The organism is Olivibacter sp. XZL3, from assembly GCF_004368405.1.
In the GTDB taxonomy this organism is placed as follows: Bacteria; Bacteroidota; Bacteroidia; order Sphingobacteriales; family Sphingobacteriaceae; genus Olivibacter.
This window is the reverse complement of the sequence record NZ_SBJH01000033.1, coordinates 96882-114582: the sequence shown is the minus strand read 5'-3', so window position 1 is coordinate 114582 and position 17701 is coordinate 96882. Positions and strand designations below refer to the sequence as shown.

At 43.5% G+C, this 17701-nt stretch carries 18 protein-coding genes and 1 riboswitch; of the genes, 5 read left to right on the top strand and 13 right to left on the bottom strand.

Going from position 1 to position 17701, the window contains the following annotated elements; all coding sequences use genetic code 11:
* Positions 1–67 precede the first annotated feature (67 nt).
* Positions 68–391 carry a hypothetical protein gene (locus tag EPX21_RS08540; RefSeq protein WP_134089242.1) on the bottom strand — a complete coding sequence of 108 codons (324 nt, stop codon included), beginning with the start codon at positions 389–391 and terminating at the stop codon, positions 68–70.
* 447 nt (positions 392–838) lie between these two features.
* Between EPX21_RS08540 and EPX21_RS22655 the strand changes: the two genes are divergently transcribed.
* The 5 genes from EPX21_RS22655 (at position 839) to EPX21_RS08525 (ending at position 4449) form a co-directional block, all read left to right on the top strand.
* Positions 839–1012 (top strand): hypothetical protein, encoded by a 174-nt coding sequence (locus EPX21_RS22655; protein ID WP_166670714.1) that lies wholly within the window; start codon positions 839–841, stop codon positions 1010–1012.
* A gap of 37 nt (positions 1013–1049) precedes the next feature.
* Positions 1050–1142, top strand: a riboswitch (TPP riboswitch).
* A gap of 73 nt (positions 1143–1215) precedes the next feature.
* Positions 1216–1365 (top strand): hypothetical protein, encoded by a 150-nt coding sequence (locus EPX21_RS22650; protein ID WP_166670713.1) that lies wholly within the window; start codon positions 1216–1218, stop codon positions 1363–1365.
* Complete coding sequence (gene thiD, locus EPX21_RS08535) at positions 1362–2201, top strand: bifunctional hydroxymethylpyrimidine kinase/phosphomethylpyrimidine kinase (RefSeq protein WP_134089241.1); 840 nt, start codon at positions 1362–1364, stop codon at positions 2199–2201. The genes EPX21_RS22650 and thiD overlap by 4 nt, the downstream gene beginning before the upstream one ends.
* 163 nt (positions 2202–2364) lie before the next feature.
* The gene (locus EPX21_RS08530) at positions 2365–2787 is read left to right on the top strand and encodes a VOC family protein (protein WP_134089240.1); all 423 of its coding nucleotides are present in this window, start codon (positions 2365–2367) and stop codon (positions 2785–2787) included.
* A gap of 54 nt (positions 2788–2841) precedes the next feature.
* Positions 2842–4449 (top strand): response regulator, encoded by a 1608-nt coding sequence (locus tag EPX21_RS08525; RefSeq protein ID WP_134089239.1) that lies wholly within the window; start codon positions 2842–2844, stop codon positions 4447–4449.
* Positions 4450–4466: 17 nt separating this feature from the next.
* Here EPX21_RS08525 and EPX21_RS08520 read toward each other — a convergent pair whose 3' ends face one another.
* The 12 genes from EPX21_RS08520 to EPX21_RS08465 all read right to left on the bottom strand — a co-directional run bounded on the left by EPX21_RS08520 (position 4467) and on the right by EPX21_RS08465 (position 17550).
* Entirely contained in the window at positions 4467–6614 is a 2148-nt protein-coding gene (locus tag EPX21_RS08520; protein ID WP_206106033.1) for a GH92 family glycosyl hydrolase, read from the bottom strand.
* Positions 6615–7102: 488 nt separating this feature from the next.
* Complete coding sequence (locus EPX21_RS08515; protein ID WP_134089237.1) at positions 7103–7483, bottom strand: helix-turn-helix domain containing protein; 381 nt, start codon at positions 7481–7483, stop codon at positions 7103–7105.
* Between the two features lie 218 nt (positions 7484–7701).
* The gene (locus EPX21_RS08510; RefSeq protein ID WP_134089236.1) at positions 7702–9288 is read right to left on the bottom strand and encodes a PepSY domain-containing protein; all 1587 of its coding nucleotides are present in this window, start codon (positions 9286–9288) and stop codon (positions 7702–7704) included.
* A gap of 7 nt (positions 9289–9295) precedes the next feature.
* The gene (locus EPX21_RS08505; protein WP_134089235.1) at positions 9296–9574 is read right to left on the bottom strand and encodes a hypothetical protein; all 279 of its coding nucleotides are present in this window, start codon (positions 9572–9574) and stop codon (positions 9296–9298) included.
* A 454-nt stretch (positions 9575–10028) separates the two neighbouring features.
* Positions 10029–10493, bottom strand: a complete 465-nt coding sequence (locus EPX21_RS08500; RefSeq protein ID WP_134089234.1) for a 3-oxoacyl-ACP synthase — start codon at positions 10491–10493, stop codon at positions 10029–10031.
* Positions 10494–11027: 534 nt separating this feature from the next.
* Positions 11028–11414, bottom strand: coding sequence for a helix-turn-helix domain-containing protein (locus tag EPX21_RS08495; RefSeq protein WP_134089233.1), 387 nt, complete (start codon positions 11412–11414; stop codon positions 11028–11030).
* A 235-nt stretch (positions 11415–11649) separates the two neighbouring features.
* A complete protein-coding gene (locus EPX21_RS08490; protein WP_134089232.1) occupies positions 11650–12513 on the bottom strand; it encodes an AraC family transcriptional regulator in 864 nt (287 codons plus the stop codon).
* A 36-nt stretch (positions 12514–12549) separates the two neighbouring features.
* Positions 12550–12978, bottom strand: a complete 429-nt coding sequence (locus EPX21_RS08485; protein ID WP_206106032.1) for a DUF983 domain-containing protein — start codon at positions 12976–12978, stop codon at positions 12550–12552.
* A gap of 522 nt (positions 12979–13500) precedes the next feature.
* Entirely contained in the window at positions 13501–14277 is a 777-nt protein-coding gene (gene xth, locus EPX21_RS08480) for an exodeoxyribonuclease III (RefSeq protein ID WP_134089231.1), read from the bottom strand.
* A 127-nt stretch (positions 14278–14404) separates the two neighbouring features.
* Complete coding sequence (gene tpx, locus EPX21_RS08475) at positions 14405–14902, bottom strand: thiol peroxidase (protein ID WP_134089230.1); 498 nt, start codon at positions 14900–14902, stop codon at positions 14405–14407.
* 272 nt (positions 14903–15174) lie between these two features.
* Positions 15175–15807, bottom strand: coding sequence for a gluconate 2-dehydrogenase subunit 3 family protein (locus EPX21_RS08470; protein ID WP_134089229.1), 633 nt, complete (start codon positions 15805–15807; stop codon positions 15175–15177).
* 6 nt (positions 15808–15813) lie between these two features.
* Complete coding sequence (locus tag EPX21_RS08465) at positions 15814–17550, bottom strand: GMC oxidoreductase (RefSeq protein ID WP_134089228.1); 1737 nt, start codon at positions 17548–17550, stop codon at positions 15814–15816.
* Positions 17551–17701 lie beyond the last annotated feature (151 nt).

Genomic DNA, 17701 nt, shown 5'->3' with positions numbered 1-17701 from the left:
CTATTTATGCCAAAGTAACACTTCTTAACATGATGCTTTTCCTTGTATTCATTTTTAAAGTTTCAAACTAACGATCTGTTTGCGTACGGATGGTCGTACCTTTAACAGCAATAGAAACACCCGGAAGAGGAATATTCTGCCCGTCGACTACCCTGCCGACAATCCGATCTTGAACGGCGTCTGACACGTGGACAGCTAAGGTTTGGCGGTTGCCGCTGTTCTCAATAGCCGAGCCCGTAAAAAAGCTACACATTAAAAGAGCAGCCAAGGCTGGACAACGAGCGTTTCTAACGATAAGCGGAGCCTTCCTAGACTTCCGCCCGAGCGAAGCTCCTCCTGTTGAAGCGTAAGGATTCCTCACATACGCTGTTAGTTTGGATAAATGCATCATGTTCTTGTTTAGGGTTTGGCAAAATCAGCGATCGATTGATTGAAAAAAGTAAGGTAAGCCGCAAAAAAGCAACAAAACTCAAATAACAAGCATTAAAAATCGCTAACCGCGCCGTTGTTTTGTTATATTTTTAATAAGGCTGGCAAATATATACCAAAAATGAACAAATCAAAATAAGTTTTTAATAAAAAGTGAAACGAAACCCTATTTTTGTTAAAAAATGTAGATTACAACGGACGAAACGGCCCGCTGACAGGTGAGAGAAACAACCCACTATACCTCATCATTCCTTATTACTTTTCCCCTCATGCACAGCATAGCGGTATTTGTTTCCACTTCAACGAACGCTATGATAACATTGCCTTAAAGATTTGCTAAAAGAAACTTTGAACTTTTGTAACGACTACTTAGCCTATTTATTGAATTTACAAGTGTAGGTATATCAACATGCAAACAACCACAAAAGATTTATCGGAACTATTGAAGGCGCGCGATCAAATGATGGCCGCGATTGCTTTAAACAAAAACAAAACGCTTCAGACCCCGCTATTGCAAAACACAAAACGGCCGGAGCAGTTTATTTCCGTAACTGCGAAAGAGCATCCAACGCATTATCCGTAAAACGGCTTGGGACTTTCGCCGAATAGTTGTACATTCGTAGTGGCTTTAGGGGTATTCTGAAAAGAATTGAGAGAGTCCCTTTGAACCTGACCCGGTTAATACCGGCGTAGGGAAAAGTATTCATCTACAGGTAGCTTATATTGTACCTTTTCAAATCCCAAAGGAACCTGCTTTAGCCATATGTATATCTTCAGCAAAACAACATGGAAAAGATTCTTTGGAAACAAGCTATCCAAACCGTTAACCAGCAGTCACTGCTGGTTCATACCCTTGCCGAGTTTCTGGTACTGAATAATACACCCGGTGTCTTCGGAGCTGTTTCGGCCTCGAACTTAAATGCAATCGTAAAATGAGGAAGGCCTATAAATATCCGACTGTATTGACCATTGCAGGGTTCGACGGAAGTGGCGGGGCGGGTATACAAGGGGATATAAAAACGATCTCCGCCTTGGGTTGTTTTGCCACATCCGTACTAACGGCACTTCCGGTCCAAAACACGCAAGGTGTAAAATCGATTTATCCGATTCCATGTCAGGCAGTAGACGACCAGCTGACCACTATATTGGAAGATATATTTCCTGATGCAATAAAAATAGGTATGGTACATACCGGAGCGCTTGTAGAAACGATTGTAGAAGCATTCGCACAACATCCAAAGGTACCGCTTGTTTTTGATCCGGTGATGGTGGCCACTAGCGGACATCGCTTGATAGAGAGTGAAACGATAACGACCATCGTTGACAACTTATTCCCGATCGCAGATCTTATTACCCCAAATATCGATGAAGCCGCTGTATTGGCAGAGATGCCAATCCGGACGCCAGACGACATGTATGTTGCCGGCGAAAAAATACGAAGACTGGGATGCAAAGCCGTATTGCTGAAAGGCGGACATTTGGATTCGGACACGATCACTTCCTTATACTTCGACCACAATGGTCATGTGCACGCTTATGACTCTTCAAAACTTCAAACCAACAACACACACGGTACCGGGTGCACGCTGTCGTCCGCAATCGCCAGCTATTTGGCACAAGGGCTTTCGATGCACGAATCGGTCACAGCCGGACTCGCTTATACCCACCAGGCCATTATGAACGGAATGGATGTGCTGACCGGAAGAGGAAACGGCCCATTAAATCATTTTTTTGATCCGCAGCAATCAATAAAAACGCGCTTGTATCAATAAGCCCGAAGACACCACGCATATTGTCTTAAACGCCCCCTATAAATGGCATAAAGCACCTCTCTTTGCTATCAAAAAGAGTGGTACTTTTGTCATACAGCTGCAGGACAGGAAGGGAGCGGCTAACCGACAATTACAGATTGTAACACATAAAATCATCCAGGTTATGAAATTAAATCCTTATTTAAACTTCGACGGACAAGCGGAAGAAGCGTTCAAATTTTATCAGTCGGTATTCGGCGGAGAACTGTTTATCCAAAAGATGAAAGAGGCGCCGGGCACCGAAAGCCTACCAGAAAACGAACAAAACCTCGTGATGCACGTTTCTCTTCCCCTAGGTGACGGCCAATTTATAATGGCATCCGATTGCGTAGCCTCGAGGGGGCAGCGGTTAGCTGTAGGGAATAACAATTATATATCTATTTCGCCGGATAGTCGTGCAGAAGCGGAAAGACTATTTAACGGCTTATCTGCCGGTGGAGAAGTGGAGATGCCTTTAGCCGATATGTTCTGGGGCGATTATTTCGGTTCTTTTGCAGATAAATTCGGTGTGTGTTGGATGATCAATTATAATGAAGCCGGAAAATAGACTTTCCGGCAAGATATCTGGCCGCGATAGAAACCTTCGAAAGCCAGCATTGTTATGGTTAAAACAGATCGGTTCACCATGGCGAAAAAATGGCTTCCTACCATCGGGCAAAAGCGACTAAATAAGATCAGCGAGGATTTAACAGAACAACTAGAAACACCTGATAAAACGGATACCTCAAGTAATGATGGAAAACGCCCTTTTGTTCTGTTTGCCGACGACGATGTAAACATGCGGGATTATGTTCGTTTTCTACTAAAAGCAGATTATGAAATCCTCACCGTGGAAGATGGAGTCGCGGCCTTAGAGGTAGCACGCACAAGGCCTCCGGATCTGATTTTAACCGACGTGATGATGCCCCGAATGAATGGGATGCAGTTATTGGAGGCACTTCGCGGCGATCCACAGACACAAGATATACCCGTTATCTTACTTTCGGTGCGCGCGAACGAATCGACGAAAATAGACAGCTTTGATGCCGGGGCTGACGATTACCTGGTGAAACCCTTCACGGCGCCGGAGCTGTTGGCGCGAATTAAAGCGCACATTAAGCTGCGAAAAATACGAAATCAGGCATACCATGCGGTCAAAGAGAGCAAAGAGCTCTTTCAATCGGTTTTTAATGGTGTTCCCAACTCCATTTCGGTTTACAAAACGCTTTATCATGCGGATGGCACGATTGATAATTTCGAAATGTTTTTAGTCAATGATTTGATGTTAAAGTCATTAAATCTGCCCAAAGAGGAGATTGTCGGCAAACGCTACAGTGATTTGTTCCCCAATACATCCAAGCTTGACATATTGGATCTATTTAAGGAAGTCATATATACCGGCCAACCAATCGATTTCGAACGTTGGTATGTGCAAAACGGAGCGAATAGGTGCTTTCGGTTTAAGGCAAGCAAACTCCACGATCTGCTGATCGTAATAGCCGACGACGTCACTTTGCGCAGAAAGGCGAAGATAAAAAGTGAACAGATAAGGGCCAAGCAATTAGAGATGGAGGAGCGGCAGCAAAGAGAAATTTTTCGGGTGACGCTCCGCACACAGGAAGAAGAGAGGCGACGCATTTCCGAAAATTTACACAATGGCCTTGGCCAGATGCTTTTTAGTATTAAGCTCAACCTTGACGCGATAGACTTGAAAAATGCCAAAAGGCCGATGGAGGAAAACATCGAAAAACTAAAAAATGCCGAATCGCTTCTAGCGGATTGTATTCGCGAAAGCAGACGCATTTCGCATGAGTTGATGCCCACCGTTCTGGAAGATTTCGGACTAAAAACAGCCATTGAAAATATCTGCAGCCAGCTCTCCGGGCCGTGTATTTTCAAGCCTGAGGTCGAAAAAATCCCGCCATCGGTAGATAAAGAAATTGAGTTGGCGATTTTTAGAATTGTGCAAGAACTAGCCTTGAATATTGTGAAACATGCGCAGGCAACAGAAGCTTCCATTAAGATTTTCATCCGAAACGATCACCTCAATATAATCGTTTCGGATAATGGTATCGGCTTCGATATTCACAAACAGAGCAGTAATACCACGGGTCTTTCTACGATAAACAATCGCATCAACCTGCTCAAAGGGAGTCTCTATGCCGCGTATACCACGGGCAAAGGCACCGAAATAAGAATTGTGCTTCCGATCAAAGTCGATCCAGTGTAAAGACTACTGTACACCGACTATCTTTTCGTTTCAATTTCTATTTCACCGCCATTAATAAACAAGTCATGCGATACGAAATATCCCTCATTCAGCTGATTATTCACTTTGATCGTCTGTAAGGCTCTCCCCTCACCAACCTTCTTTATCATGAGTACTTTTCCGTCGTTTCTATGCCATTTCACCTCATCAAAAAGCGGCACCGTAACCAAGTAGTTGGGATCTGTTGCCGAATAGGTGTATAATCCTAAAGCGCTTAAGGCATACCATGACGACATCTCTCCGGCATCATCCATCCCGCAGAGCGCTAAACCCTCGTCGCCGATCCCGTAAAGGTTATTAAGAATATAATCAACGATTCGCTGCGATTTTTCGGGTTTGCCGACAAAATAATAAGCAAAAGGCGCTTCGTGGTCGGGCTGATTACCGTGACAGTACTGCCCAATCATTGTTTCTACATTTCTAGCAATATAGGATGGATTCCATGGAACTGAAAATAAGGAATCCAATTTAGCTTCGAAAGCTTTCTCTCCACCATACAGCGAAATCAGTCCCTCCATATCGTGTGGGGCGAAGAAAGACACCTGCCAAGCATTGGCTTCCCTATACATATATTCGTAATAAGGATATTGCGGATTGAAGGGGTCGATCCAGTCGCCGTTTTCCAATCTGCCCCGCATAAACTTGGTAGTAGGATCAAACACGTTTTTATAGTTTTTCGACCGGGCCATCAAGCGCTTATAATTCACATCGTCGCCCAACCTTTTCGCCAGTTGCGCGAGGGAGTAGTCGTCGTATGCATACTCAAGGGTCTTGGAAACCCCTGCTCTTCCTTTTGTTTCTACATGCGGGTTCTTTATGTCAGGATCGGATATATAGCCTTTCTGTATATATTCGTCAATATATGGACGTGCGCCGCCAGAAACATCGGCATTTCGCAGCAACAGCTTATAGGTTGCTTCGACGTCGAAATTGTCGATTCCGCGTAAATAAGCGCCGACAATAGAGGAAGCACCGTGGTCTCCATGGAAGAATGTCGGTATGAAGCCTGTTTTATCTCCCACATCTTTCATGGATTTAATGACATCGAGGGCCACCTGCGGAGAGAGCAGGCCTAAAAGTACATCTTTATTTCGATAGGTGTCCCACAGAGACGGCTCGGTGTAATAATTGAAGTCTGCACGAACTACCGCTCCTTTTGCATCCCTAAACTCTTTATTCACATCACTGCGTAAGGCAGGCCATAACAATGATCGGTATAAACATGAGTAGAACATTTCCTTCTGCTTTTCAGAGCCGCCTGTTACCTCTATTGCCGACAGCTTTGTTTCCCATTGCTCTGTAGCCTCCTTTCGAACTTGGTCAAACGATTTGTCGGCAATTTCCGCCAAAAGGTTTTGCTTCGCGTTTTCGACACTCACGAACGACAAGCCCAACTTGAGCGCTACGGGAGCGCTGCTACCGTTTGCAAGGTGGACGATGGCAAAGCCCTTTCCTTTTTCAGGCTGGTTCTTCTCGAGCTTTTCAACGTCCGTATTGAGTAAAGCATAAAAGTAAATGCGTTCCCCTGTTTGCTGAAAGCCTTGCAAGGTGCGCTTATCAATTTGTTCGATTTGCCAGTCGGACACCCTATTATTCGCTTTAGCGAGATCAAAAAGTATCTGCCTATTGGTGTTGTTTTTATATTCGTACTGATGGTAGCCGCACCGAAGTGTAGTACTCAATTTAACGTCCACCTCATAGTCGTCTAGATATACCTGGTAATAGCCCGGGGCAGCTTGTTCCCGTGCATGCGAAAAGCTCGAACCAAAAGAACCGTTTGCGTTTGACAGAGGAAGTACCGGTACGTTACATAGGTTCCAATGCCCCTTGTTCGTATGGGTAAAACCATAAATAACAGAATCCTCGTATTCGTAACCCGCTCCGGAACCATATTCCGTTATAGGACTTAATTGGACCATTGCATTTGGCAATGACGCTCCCGGAAAAGTAAGTCCGGCCCACGACCTCCATCCATCGGGGAGTTCATAACCCAGAATCTTCGGATCTGTAAGCGGGGCTGTCCCTATAAAAGGATTCACGTAGCGGGTATAGGCTTGTTTTGTTTGACTTTTACCTAAAAGGGCATTTGAGAATATAATCAGTGTAAGAATTACTAGGTTTTTCATTTGGCGTTTCATTAGCATAAATTGTTTTTAAATGGCTGGCAGACCCCGCCTACCGTAAGCAATTTGGAGGGTTTGTTCATTTTCTTTCGTGATTGGCAGTCCATATAGGTCTCATTTTTTATACTTGGCTCTCCAAATATATAGATTCCGTTTGGGAACTGCACTATCCATTTAGAATTACTTAATCGATTTAGCACGGGTTATATGATTTACAATCACAGTTCTACAAATTGGAAAACTTCCATCCCTCATCATCGGTATAAGTGACGCTTACTGATGCAGAGAAAGGCCAATGGCAGAAAAAAGAAAAGCCTTCAACCGGGGAGATTGAAGGCTTTATTAACCAATTATAAACCTAAATTATGATAGCACAAATCTACGCCATCGTTGGCATCTGTGCAAGGCTGTTAACATATTTTAACATTTAACCGTTCAACTCGCAAACGGGGGCTGTATACATAGCGCTGTGACAGCTCCGTTATCGCTATTTAGTAGGTAGCATAGGACCTAGAGCTTAAGCTCGCAGACTGGTCGGCAAGGATTTGGTTATATTCTTCTAACAAACTGATATACTTATCTTTCCAGTAGTTGATCTTTTCGATTTCTTCTATCTGCGGCGTAGCTGTAAACTTACCGCTGTTAAATGCCTGCTGAAACTCTTCGGAGGAAAAAAGCTCAGGAAACTCATTTGAAAAGTCGTGTTTTAACACACAGCCAATTTTAAAGATGATATCTGCTTTCAGTTTCGCTTGACTGAACCAATTATAGATCGACCGTCTATTCACCTCCATCATTCGGGCAAGTTCACTGATACTATAACCGTTTCGTCTGATCGTTCTTTCAATTATTTCACCGTAATGCTTATTCATCGTTTTCTCTTTTATTTGGTAGCTAAATTTCGATCCAAAGAAACGAGAGAAAAATGATACAAGCTAGAGGCTTTTTCACAAAAAGGCACAGGGTTTTTCCTGTTTTTCAATCAAAAGAGAGAATAACTGTATGGAAAACATCTTGCTCAACATATTTTCGCAACAGACGCGAAATATGTAACGGACTATTTTTAAGACAGTCGGCAGAACACGCTGTCTTATGCAACTTGATTAACGGAATTACGCTTTTTAATTTTTACAAAAGCGAAAAGAGCTGCTAATCCTAACGCCAACCAAAGTAAATCAACCAAAAAGATATCGGTAGCACGTCTACTCCATGTACTCCAAATCCAGTTTCCCGCAAAAAAGCCATTAGCAACCGGCACCAACAGCGCTAATACACCACCCAGCAATAGGGTTTCGCCGTTAGTGCGTCTGAGATTCTTCCGCACGATATAATAAAGCGCAAGGACCAACCAGCTGTAGAAATAAATCTGGTAGATCACTGTTTGGTTTACGTTATCAAGGGCTTTGATCAAGATAAACGAAAAGGCCGTCACGGGCAACATGGTTAAGCATACCGCTAAAAAGATGTTGGACAGCCAAAAATTAAATTTCCGTTTATGGTTTGCTACGCTATTCTTGTCGCGTGCCACCAGCCAGATTAAAATGCCGGAGATGATCACTATACAACCTGCAACGCCTAAGATAAAATTCACAATTTTCACAAAATAGCCCCCATAGTCTCCCAGATGCAACCGATATATAAAGCTCTTAACCGCTCCTATATAAGTGGCATCGTCGTAAGGCGAGCGATGCTTCAATATATTGCCGGTCTTCATTTCGTAGATAATTAGGCCGGTTCCAGCGAAACTTCGCTTGTGATCAGCTTCCGATTCGATCGCTAAACGCATCCCCTCATCGCCGTAGCTTTTTATAGTTATTCGGTTAAGGGCAGCGCCGGGCCACATTTCCTGCGTACGCTGGATGTATGCCGGAATGTCGGGAACTTCGGTTAAAGGTTTTCCTGTAAAAGGCGCTTCCACCGCGGCGGCATATTCCAAATCCTCAAAAACCTTTTCCATATTGCCTTTATAAAGCAGCCGGCTGAAGGGGCTAAGAAAAACCGTATTCACTATTAAAATAATACCGGTGAGCGCGAAAACGAATTGAAAAGGGAAACCGATTACGCCTAAAACCGTATGAAGATCCGTCCATATTGTTTTCCATTTGGACCACGGTCTGAATAGAAAGAAATTCGAAACCAATTTATCCCAATGCAACAATAGGCCGGTAATTAACGCGAATAAAAAAAGGAAGGCTACAAGTCCCGCGATCAAATACCCGACCGGATAGCCTATATTTACGGGTATGGCTTGATTGAGCTGCGCTAAAAAGTGTAGGCGATACAGAAACTCCCCCATATCATACGATTCGGCATAACTTGTTTCCTTTTTTTTACTAAAATCGTACCCGAAATAGGCACGCTCATTTGCTTTCGGATTATGAACAGTATCTTTTGAAGTCGCCATATTGACATAACAAAGATGGCTACCCGGATAAAAGTAAAAATTAATGTCGCGCCCCGCCAGGTTGTATTTTGAATCCAGCGAATCTAATAGTGAGTCGTAGACCGGCTTTTGCATCCCATTTTCCACAGCCGATTTATTACTTTGCCAAGCACTGATTTCATCCTTAAAAAAAGAAAAGGAACCGGCAAAGAAAATAACATAAAGTACAGACGCGATGATAATCCCGCTGATCGTGTGTGTATGGAAGTAAATATTATAATTCCTGTTCTTCATAACCAAGTTACTTTAGCAGATAGGGTAATAAGAAAGATAGCGTTAACAATAGATAAATTACCCAGGGCTTCCACCACGATTTAGCGAGGAAAGCAAACAGCAACAATAGCGCCCATACGACATAACCTATCACCGCTCCGGTTATAATCACGTTCTTTTTCTCAAAAAAACAGGTCAACATCAGGAAAAAAGAGATCATTACAGCGTATCCGCCAAAAAAACCGGCGGTAATTTTCATCCAGCGTTGCCATGGGGATGACGTTAAGTATTTCTTATTGGCAGGCATGTTAAAAAACAAAGATTTCGAAAGCAATTAAACAACAATAAAATACGAGAAGATGGCGCAAACGGACATAACGCAGTGGAGATAATACTACGATGAGGCTGCCACAGGCCATCAATACCAATACGATGCTAAAAATGCCCGATCCCACTCCTAATTGCCAAATGAGCAAAAACGAAGCTATCAGGGTTAAAAGCAAACTGATTGCACGAGTTAACCAGATTCGTTGACTGAAATAAGCCAACAAGCGCGGTTTATCTTTGAGCACCACACGTTCAGAAAGATTATATAGAAGGTAAAAAGCTATAAAAAGCAAAAGAAACACCGTACTGTACATAATCGTTTACCATTATTATTAATTAGATTGATTATAAACAATGCAAAGGTAAACAAAAATGTCTCTTTGGCAAGAGCACGCAGCTAGTTTCATTTACAAAAATAAATCTTCTTGATTCGCTTATACTATCGCTAGGACACGATAGCTTCTTTTATTAAAGCTGAGGTCACTTCCCACCGTTTTTCCCAGTAGAAGTTGTCCAACCGGGGAAGCTGGAGAAATAACAAAAAAACTAGCCGCTGCTGTTTCTACCGTAGCGAGCGCGATCGCTACAAAAAACAAGCCAGCACTTGTTTCTACTATACTTCCTAATTGGATAGTTTCGTTTGTCGACGGTACAGGCACCGCGTCTAACTGATATTTCAATTTGTTTGCCTCGGCTAATTGCCGCTCGTTTCTTGCAATCTCCTGCTGCATCATTTCGCGGGTCGTCTCGTATTTATCCCCCGCACTGCTCTTTGTATCATCCTTTGCGGCGTCTTTTGCATTTTGAATGGCCTGTTCTGCATGCCGGATCCGTTCTTCCACCACTTCCCGGCAGCGCGCATACAATGCTGCTCTTTCTTCTTTTAAATTTTTCTCCATTAGCAATCTTGGAATCTCAACTTTTTGAACTTGGGGAATGCGATCGACCCCGACTAGCTGTTGACTAAGACGCTACCCGTTTACGAGTTCATGGATGCTTGCGTTGCAGATCGCATTTCTCCGCTAATATAAGGCTTTGGGATCAAATTTTTCTTTCTTGGGAAGATCAGGATCAATAGGACGGGGTAAAGACGCCACCCTAAGAGCGCATAATAAAAAAGGCATACCGGCTGGAGGCAAGCCAAAAATCCCGTTTTTGACACTGAGAGCTACAGTAAACCTACTGAAACTGTACTAAACGGTACTGCTTTGACACTGCTTTCACACAGGAATGGTACTAGGTTGACACTGCTTTCACACAGGAACGACACAGGTTTGGTACTACCTTTGCTATACCTTAGTACTTCTATGACACTGGGATAGTACCTCTCCTAACCGGTTGGATGAACGAACCAGCACCCTAAATATTAAAGTTGAATGCCATTAGTATGCCCCGAAATAAAGGCACCACATTGCTGCCGATGAAGTTGCCAGCTAAAGTCCAGACATAGACGCTGTTCTTGTGTTGCCGCTCTTTACTGACAGAATCTGATTATATTCTTCCAATAGATTGATGTACTTATCTTTCCAATAGCTTACTTTTTCGTGCTCTTCGTTTAGAAATCGTACCTGTAGCGTTTTCTTCGTATCGTTGAACACCTTCTGAAACTCATCTGAGGAGAATAGCTCAGGAAACTCATTGGAAAAGTCGTGCTTTAAGGCACAACCGATTTTGAAAATGATATCCGGCTTAAACTTCGGCTGGTTAAACCAATTGTAGATCGATCTTCTGTTAACTTTCATTAGTCTGGACAGTTCACTGATGCTATACCCGTTACGACGGATAGTCCTTTCGATGATTTCACCATAATGCTTTTCCATATTTTTTCATATTAAGGTGGTAAAACAAATACTACACAAAGGACGGTGAGAAATAATTGATTAACTAGAGGAAAACCCACCAAAAGGTACAGGGTATATCCTATATTTCGCCTAAAAAAATAAAAGAAACACAACAAACCGTCATAAACAGTAAAAATATATTAACAATATCTTAATTTCAATAAACAAAACATAAACAAACCGGGCCGAATAGCCGATTCAAAGCGGTTCTCTTCTATTTCAAAAACTGTTTTCTGAATTCCTCGGGAGTAATTCCCGCATTTTTTTTAAAGAATTTGGTAAAATAGGAATTATCATTAAAGTTCAATTCATAAGCAATCGTCGAAATAGGAAGCTCTAAATTTACAAGCAATCGTTTTGCTTCCAATACCACACGTTTTCTAATCAGTTCGCCGGCGGATATCCCTAACATATCTGAACACAAAGCGTTCAGATAATTAGGCGTGACGTATAGCAGCGCAGCATAGTCTTTGGGCATCCGCAGGGTTTGGAAGTTTTGTTCAACCAATAGCTGAAAGTTCCTGAGCACGGTTTGGTTAACTAGCGAATGTTCGTGACTATTACCAAAAGACAAGCTTGCTATAGAAAGGAATATCTCTAAGGCCTTTACCCGCAAGATATCCAAGTTCATCGGATTAATGGTCAGTCGAAGGCCGACCATTTCTTCAAAAATGGCTTGAATTTTTGCTTGATGGGACGGTGGAATTTCTAAAACGGACTCCCGTGCGATTCCCCGGAAAAACGGAAAATTATCCAGATAATTGGGTCGCATTAAAAACGACTGAAAAAAGGAGTCGGAGAAGTTCAGCACATATCCGTCTACATCACCCTGGAAATCCCAATGATGTACCTGTCCGGGCACCATAAAGTAAATCTGAAAGGGTTTTACCTCAAACTGCTCAAAATCAATTGTATGTATCCCTTCCCCTTTAGTAAAATAACCGATATGAAAAAACGAATGCCGATGAGGTACCAACAACTTTTGATGCTCTTGGATATAAGGTGCAAAAGGCCTTACTAAAATATCTTTTTGCGTTACACTCAGGCCGACTATATCATATACAGGAAAAGCTTTCATATTGCAAAGGTATTGCTTATTACAAAGCAAAAGGCATTAAGCTCTATTATTGAGCGCCTGCTCTTTGTGCCGTCCGTTAATAGTTGGCGTGTACCGCAGTCCGGGAGTCAGCCAAAAAAGAAGAATAACGCGTGAATAACGATAGTTCAGTGGTGATAACAGAAACGCAGTTACCAGCGTCGCTCCCAAATAAAGCCAAGGCGACTCCAAGTTGCCCGTTAGTAAATAAGTTCCTACACAGGCTGCAATCAGTTCAGCTACGTTCATTGCATAGCTTATAAACATGGCCACGTAAAAGTATCCTGGCTCTCTTTCAAACTTCAGTTTGCAATGCGGACAGCTTTCATTCATTTTCTGAATTTTAAATCCGTATGCGCTACCGGTAAACATGGCTCCTGTACGGCAACGCGGACATAGAGCATGTATTGCTGCACTCCATTCACTAGTTTCTTTTATGCTTTCCATGTGATCAGCTAATATTTATAATGAAGCCGCTTTAGCCTTCTGCTACGGCTTTCCTGTATTGTCAGACAAAGATACGGTCGCCGCTTATTGGCGCATGGTACTGTTTACACAGGTAATGGTACAATTTACTGATTCTCGCTCTTTGTGCTATATCGATGGCATCGAGCTATTCGAAACTAAAAGCAGAAAAATATTATTCCGTGTATATCTGTGGTTTATAATAATTATTAGAACTTTTACTTTATGTCTGCTATTAAAAGAAAGAGGCTTTACGGAAAAACGAGTAAAGCTTGCTGCTTTTTCCATAGGAAAGCAAGTCGGATAACGCTTTAAGCAGCAAAACTATGCCCCTTGTGAAAATAGTACGTTACAAATAATTGAGTCTTTAACCTGTATCGTTACTTAATAAAAACAATGAAAACTTCTGAGTGACAGACAAAAATGGTTGTAGCAATACAGTAAAGGAAGCTATAGACAAAGCCCCCACTTTAGAAGGAAAAAGCATGGCGGATCTCGGTAGCTTTACAAAGCTGCAAGCTCGATCCAGACCGGCGCATGGTCGCTCGTTTTCTGCCATCCACGGACATGGCGATCTACCCCCGCGGAAATGAGCTTACCTCGCAGTTGGGGGCTCAGTAGAAAATGATCTATACGCAATCCCGCATTGCGTCCGTAAGCGTTTCGAAAGTAATCCCAAAACGTATAAATCCGCTCGTTTGGGTATAGGTGCCGAATCGCATCCGTCCAGCCTTGCGCGACGAGTTCGCTAAAGGCGGCGCGTGTTTCCGGACGAAAGAGGGCATCATCTAGCCATCGTTCAGGCTTATACACGTCCAGTTCCGTTGGCATTACATTGTAATCACCTGTCAATACCACCGGCACCTTCTTATCGAGCAATTCCTGCGCATGCTTTTTAAGGCGTTCAAACCAACGCAATTTGTAGTCGAACTTTGGCCCCGGAGCCGGGTTACCGTTCGGCAAATAGAGGCAGCCAATATGAATTCCTTCAATGTTTGCCTCGATATACCGACTGTGGCTGTCGTCAGGATCACCGGGAAGTACCCGTCCGGCTTCCACAATCTCGAGATTACGTGCTAAAATAGCAACCCCATTCCAGCTCTTCTGTCCGTGCCAAACCGCGTTGTACCCGGCTTCACGAATTGCTTGTTCAGGAAATTTCTCTTGAGGGGCTTTTAATTCTTGCAGGCATGCCACATCAGGTTTAGTTTCTTCCAACCAGCGCAGTAATACCGGTAGGCGCCCATTCACTCCATTCACATTATAAGTAGCTATCTTCATAAAGCTGATTAGATTATTCGTTAAGTAAACCCTCCTCCTTATAATGCAATAAGCCGGTTGAACGTTAACCGGCTTATTGCAATAGTAATAGTAGATGCGCTCATATCGAAGCGCTCATAAAAATACGCTATTTGACCGCCGCTAAGGCTGCTTCATAATTCGGTTCTTGTGCAATTTCGGGCACCTGCTCTTCATACACAATTTTCCCTTCCGGATCGACTACCACTACAGCGCGACTTAACAGGCCCTTCATCGGGCTATCGGCGATCTCTACTCCATACACTTCTCCAAAATTGGAGCGAAAATCAGATAACATAACGACATTTTCGATGCCCTCTGCGCCGCAGAACTGAGCTTGTGCAAAAGGAAGATCCTTTGATATACACAATACGGTGGTATTTGGCAAACTGGTAGCATCTTCATTAAATTTACGGACCGATGCTGCGCAAACACCCGTATTAATACTCGGAAAAATATTCAATATTACATATTTCCCTTTAAAGTCGCTCAATTTTTTCTCTGACAAGTCAACCGCTGTCAGCGTAACGTCTTGTGCTTCGGTTCCTACTGTTGGCAATGTGCCAACGGTATGTACCTGATTACCTTTTAATGTTATAGATGTCATCTTCGTTATTTTATTTAATTGTTGCTTTATTGTCGACGGCGTTTGTGCATAATTCTCCCCAAACGATGTAAAAACAAGGCAAAAGAGCAGTAAATATTTCATCTGTACCGATTCATTGTTATTAGCCGCATGAGTGAAGCGGGCGTATACAGGCCACTTCTTTCAATATACAAACAAATTACAGCAATTGTTCGATTTATAACTTCTTTGTACACCATCGGCCTGTTATATGACAAAAAAATGTTTTAATTCGAACAATCACCGCTGTCAACTTATTCATTTCCTGTAAACCCGTATTGGCTCAGCACATCCTCCGGCACACCATCCCAAGGTCCCGGGCGATTCCCCACATACCCAATGTCCTTCACCCCTATTTCACTGGTAAAAAAACCGGAGGCTGTCAGACTCCGCATCAGATTAAAAAAGGCCACTCCTTGTTGCATTTCAGGTCTTGCTTTTAGCGGGTAGGCAATTTCGTCTACCATGTTCAGCTGTTCTTTTTCGTCGCAATCAACAAAGACCTTATTATACCGTTTTAAACATTGCACATCCAGCCATTTTAAGCCACCTCTCATCGGCAATTTATAGTCCGGAATATCCTTTACCATAAACTCGATAAAAGCCGGCACACCCGCTGCTGACGCGCTCTCGGAAAAATCGTCTTTTGGGATGATGATATCGGAAAGCACCGTGATTGTTGCCATTTCGTGATCAGTAAAAAACTGTTCGCTGCTTAACCGCGTATTACGGACATGCTCAAAGTCCTGTACACCGGGCAGCTTCTTCGACGTCGGCTCGGTCGCTTTACCGGCTTTATTGGAATCTTCCTGTGTGCAAGACTCTAATAAGATGCCCGTACCTACCGTAGTAAGTCCAATTGCCTTGATCGACTCTCTTCTATTCATCTATTATTAAATATTAAGTTTACTCCTCTGTTCTAAAATATGCTCCGCGGTTCGCATAGACAATGCTAGAATCGTCCAGGTAAGGTTTTTGTCGCCCTGCTGAACGAAAGGTGCCGCGTCCACAACGAACAGATTTTTGCAATCATGCGATTGGCACCATTTATTCAACACGGATGTCTTCGGATCATTACCCATGCGGGCAGTTCCGCCTTCATGAATGATTTTACCTGGTGCTTCTAAGCCATAAGACGTTTCGGGCCCGTAAGTTGGAGATGTAATAATGGCGCCCATTTCGTGCATAATGGACTGAAAAGTTTCCTGCATATGTTTAGCTTGCGCGACCTCCTCTTTTCCCCATTTATAATGAAACCTCAACACCGGAATGCCAAATTTATCCACCTTACCAGGGTCAATTTCGCAATAATTATGCTTGTGCGCTAAAGCGGTACCACGGCCCGCCATCCCTACGTTAGCGCCATAAAAACGACGGTAATCATTTTTTAACGAAACACCATAACCGCCTTGTTCCTTCTTATTTCCATTTTTATCGGGCACCTGCCCGTTCACCGACGGCACCCAATCGAGAAAGCCGTATGAAGGCATATGTAAACCGCCTCCGTATTCGATATGATATCCGCGTGGAAAACTAAGCTTCTTGTTGTCGAGCCACCATGGAGAATATATATGTACGCTACCTGTACCGTCCTCGTTATAACGCTTTCTTTCCATCAGATCGGGAATAAAACCAGACATGCTGGATCCGGTCGAATCGTGGAGATATTTTCCCACCAGCCCACTGCTGTTTCCGAGTCCTCCCGGATGTGCCTTTGACTTTGAATTCAGCAAAAGACGAGCAGATTCGCAAGCGCTTGCACCGAGTATGACCAATTTACCCCGCACACTATACTCCTTCAAGTCTACTGTATTCACGTAGGACACCCCAGTTGCCAATCCTTCTTCGTTGGTCAACACTTCACGTACCATTGCATTATCAATAACCTTCAGATTATTTGTCTTAATTGCCGGAATCACCAAGCAAGAAGAAGATGAAAAATCGCCGTATACCTTACAGCTACGGCCACACTGTCCGCAGTAAAAACAGGTTCCACGCCCTTTCATCCCCGGGAGCGCTTCTGTCAGTACCGAGCCCCTGCCGGGAATAACCGTGACGCCTGCTTTTTTGGCTCCCCGTTTAATGAACAGTTCATTTAGGCGTGGCTTTGGTGGTTTCAGGAAGATGCCATCCGGCTCATTAGGTAGGCCTTCCACTGTACCGTATATACCGATCAAGCGGTCGACTTTATCATAAAAAGGCTTCACCTCCTCATAAGTAATAGGCCATTCATCCGTGACACCATCAGTAGGCTTGAAATCGTCTTGCCCCATTCGCAGTGAAATTCGCCCCCAGTGGTTTGTTCTTCCCCCGAGCATGCGGGCCCTAAACCATTGGAAGTCGGTACCATCCACTGTCGAATAGGGCTCTCCTTCTAACTGCCAGCCTCCGTAAGCGGCATCAAAGTCGCCAAAGGGACGGACGGTCGATGCGCCACGCCGGGGAGATTCCCATGGCCACCTGAGCTGAAGAGCGTCTTTGGCAGGATCAAAAAACGGCCCGGCTTCTAACATCAAAACCTTCAGTCCGGCATTAGCGAGCACATAGCCGGCCATGCCTCCACCGGCTCCTGAACCAACTATGATGGCATCATATACTTGGTCCTGCTCTTGAATTTCAAAATGTTTCATCAGAATAGTTTATCATTAACGGCCTAATGTGACATGCATACGCATATTAGGCGTGTTGGTTGTTCGCCCTAAAGATAGATGAATATTTTGAATATCTCGCCTGTTTTTTGAGAAAAATGCACGTTTATGCTTATGCTAATATGTTTTAGGA

Excerpts from the sequence above, each read along its gene's own strand:
- EPX21_RS22650 (WP_166670713.1), top strand. The coding sequence starts at position 1,216 with ATGGAAAAGATTCTTTGGAAACAAGCTATCCAAACCGTTAACCAGCAG.
- EPX21_RS08495 (WP_134089233.1), bottom strand. The coding sequence starts at position 11,414 with ATGGAAAAGCATTATGGTGAAATCATCGAAAGGACTATCCGTCGTAAC.
- EPX21_RS08515 (WP_134089237.1), bottom strand. The coding sequence starts at position 7,483 with ATGAATAAGCATTACGGTGAAATAATTGAAAGAACGATCAGACGAAAC.
- xth (WP_134089231.1), bottom strand. The coding sequence starts at position 14,277 with ATGAAGATAGCTACTTATAATGTGAATGGAGTGAATGGGCGCCTACCG.
- EPX21_RS08510 (WP_134089236.1), bottom strand. The coding sequence starts at position 9,288 with ATGAAGAACAGGAATTATAATATTTACTTCCATACACACACGATCAGC.
- EPX21_RS08470 (WP_134089229.1), bottom strand. The coding sequence starts at position 15,807 with ATGAATAGAAGAGAGTCGATCAAGGCAATTGGACTTACTACGGTAGGT.
- EPX21_RS08485 (WP_206106032.1), bottom strand. The coding sequence starts at position 12,978 with ATGGAAAGCATAAAAGAAACTAGTGAATGGAGTGCAGCAATACATGCT.
- EPX21_RS08525 (WP_134089239.1), top strand. The coding sequence starts at position 2,842 with ATGGTTAAAACAGATCGGTTCACCATGGCGAAAAAATGGCTTCCTACC.
- tpx (WP_134089230.1), bottom strand. The coding sequence starts at position 14,902 with ATGACATCTATAACATTAAAAGGTAATCAGGTACATACCGTTGGCACA.
- EPX21_RS08505 (WP_134089235.1), bottom strand. The coding sequence starts at position 9,574 with ATGCCTGCCAATAAGAAATACTTAACGTCATCCCCATGGCAACGCTGG.
- EPX21_RS08465 (WP_134089228.1), bottom strand. The coding sequence starts at position 17,550 with ATGAAACATTTTGAAATTCAAGAGCAGGACCAAGTATATGATGCCATC.
- EPX21_RS08520 (WP_206106033.1), bottom strand. The coding sequence starts at position 6,614 with ATGAAAAACCTAGTAATTCTTACACTGATTATATTCTCAAATGCCCTT.
- EPX21_RS08540 (WP_134089242.1), bottom strand. The coding sequence starts at position 391 with ATGATGCATTTATCCAAACTAACAGCGTATGTGAGGAATCCTTACGCT.
- EPX21_RS08530 (WP_134089240.1), top strand. The coding sequence starts at position 2,365 with ATGAAATTAAATCCTTATTTAAACTTCGACGGACAAGCGGAAGAAGCG.
- thiD (WP_134089241.1), top strand. The coding sequence starts at position 1,362 with ATGAGGAAGGCCTATAAATATCCGACTGTATTGACCATTGCAGGGTTC.
- EPX21_RS22655 (WP_166670714.1), top strand. The coding sequence starts at position 839 with ATGCAAACAACCACAAAAGATTTATCGGAACTATTGAAGGCGCGCGAT.
- EPX21_RS08490 (WP_134089232.1), bottom strand. The coding sequence starts at position 12,513 with ATGAAAGCTTTTCCTGTATATGATATAGTCGGCCTGAGTGTAACGCAA.
- EPX21_RS08500 (WP_134089234.1), bottom strand. The coding sequence starts at position 10,493 with ATGGAGAAAAATTTAAAAGAAGAAAGAGCAGCATTGTATGCGCGCTGC.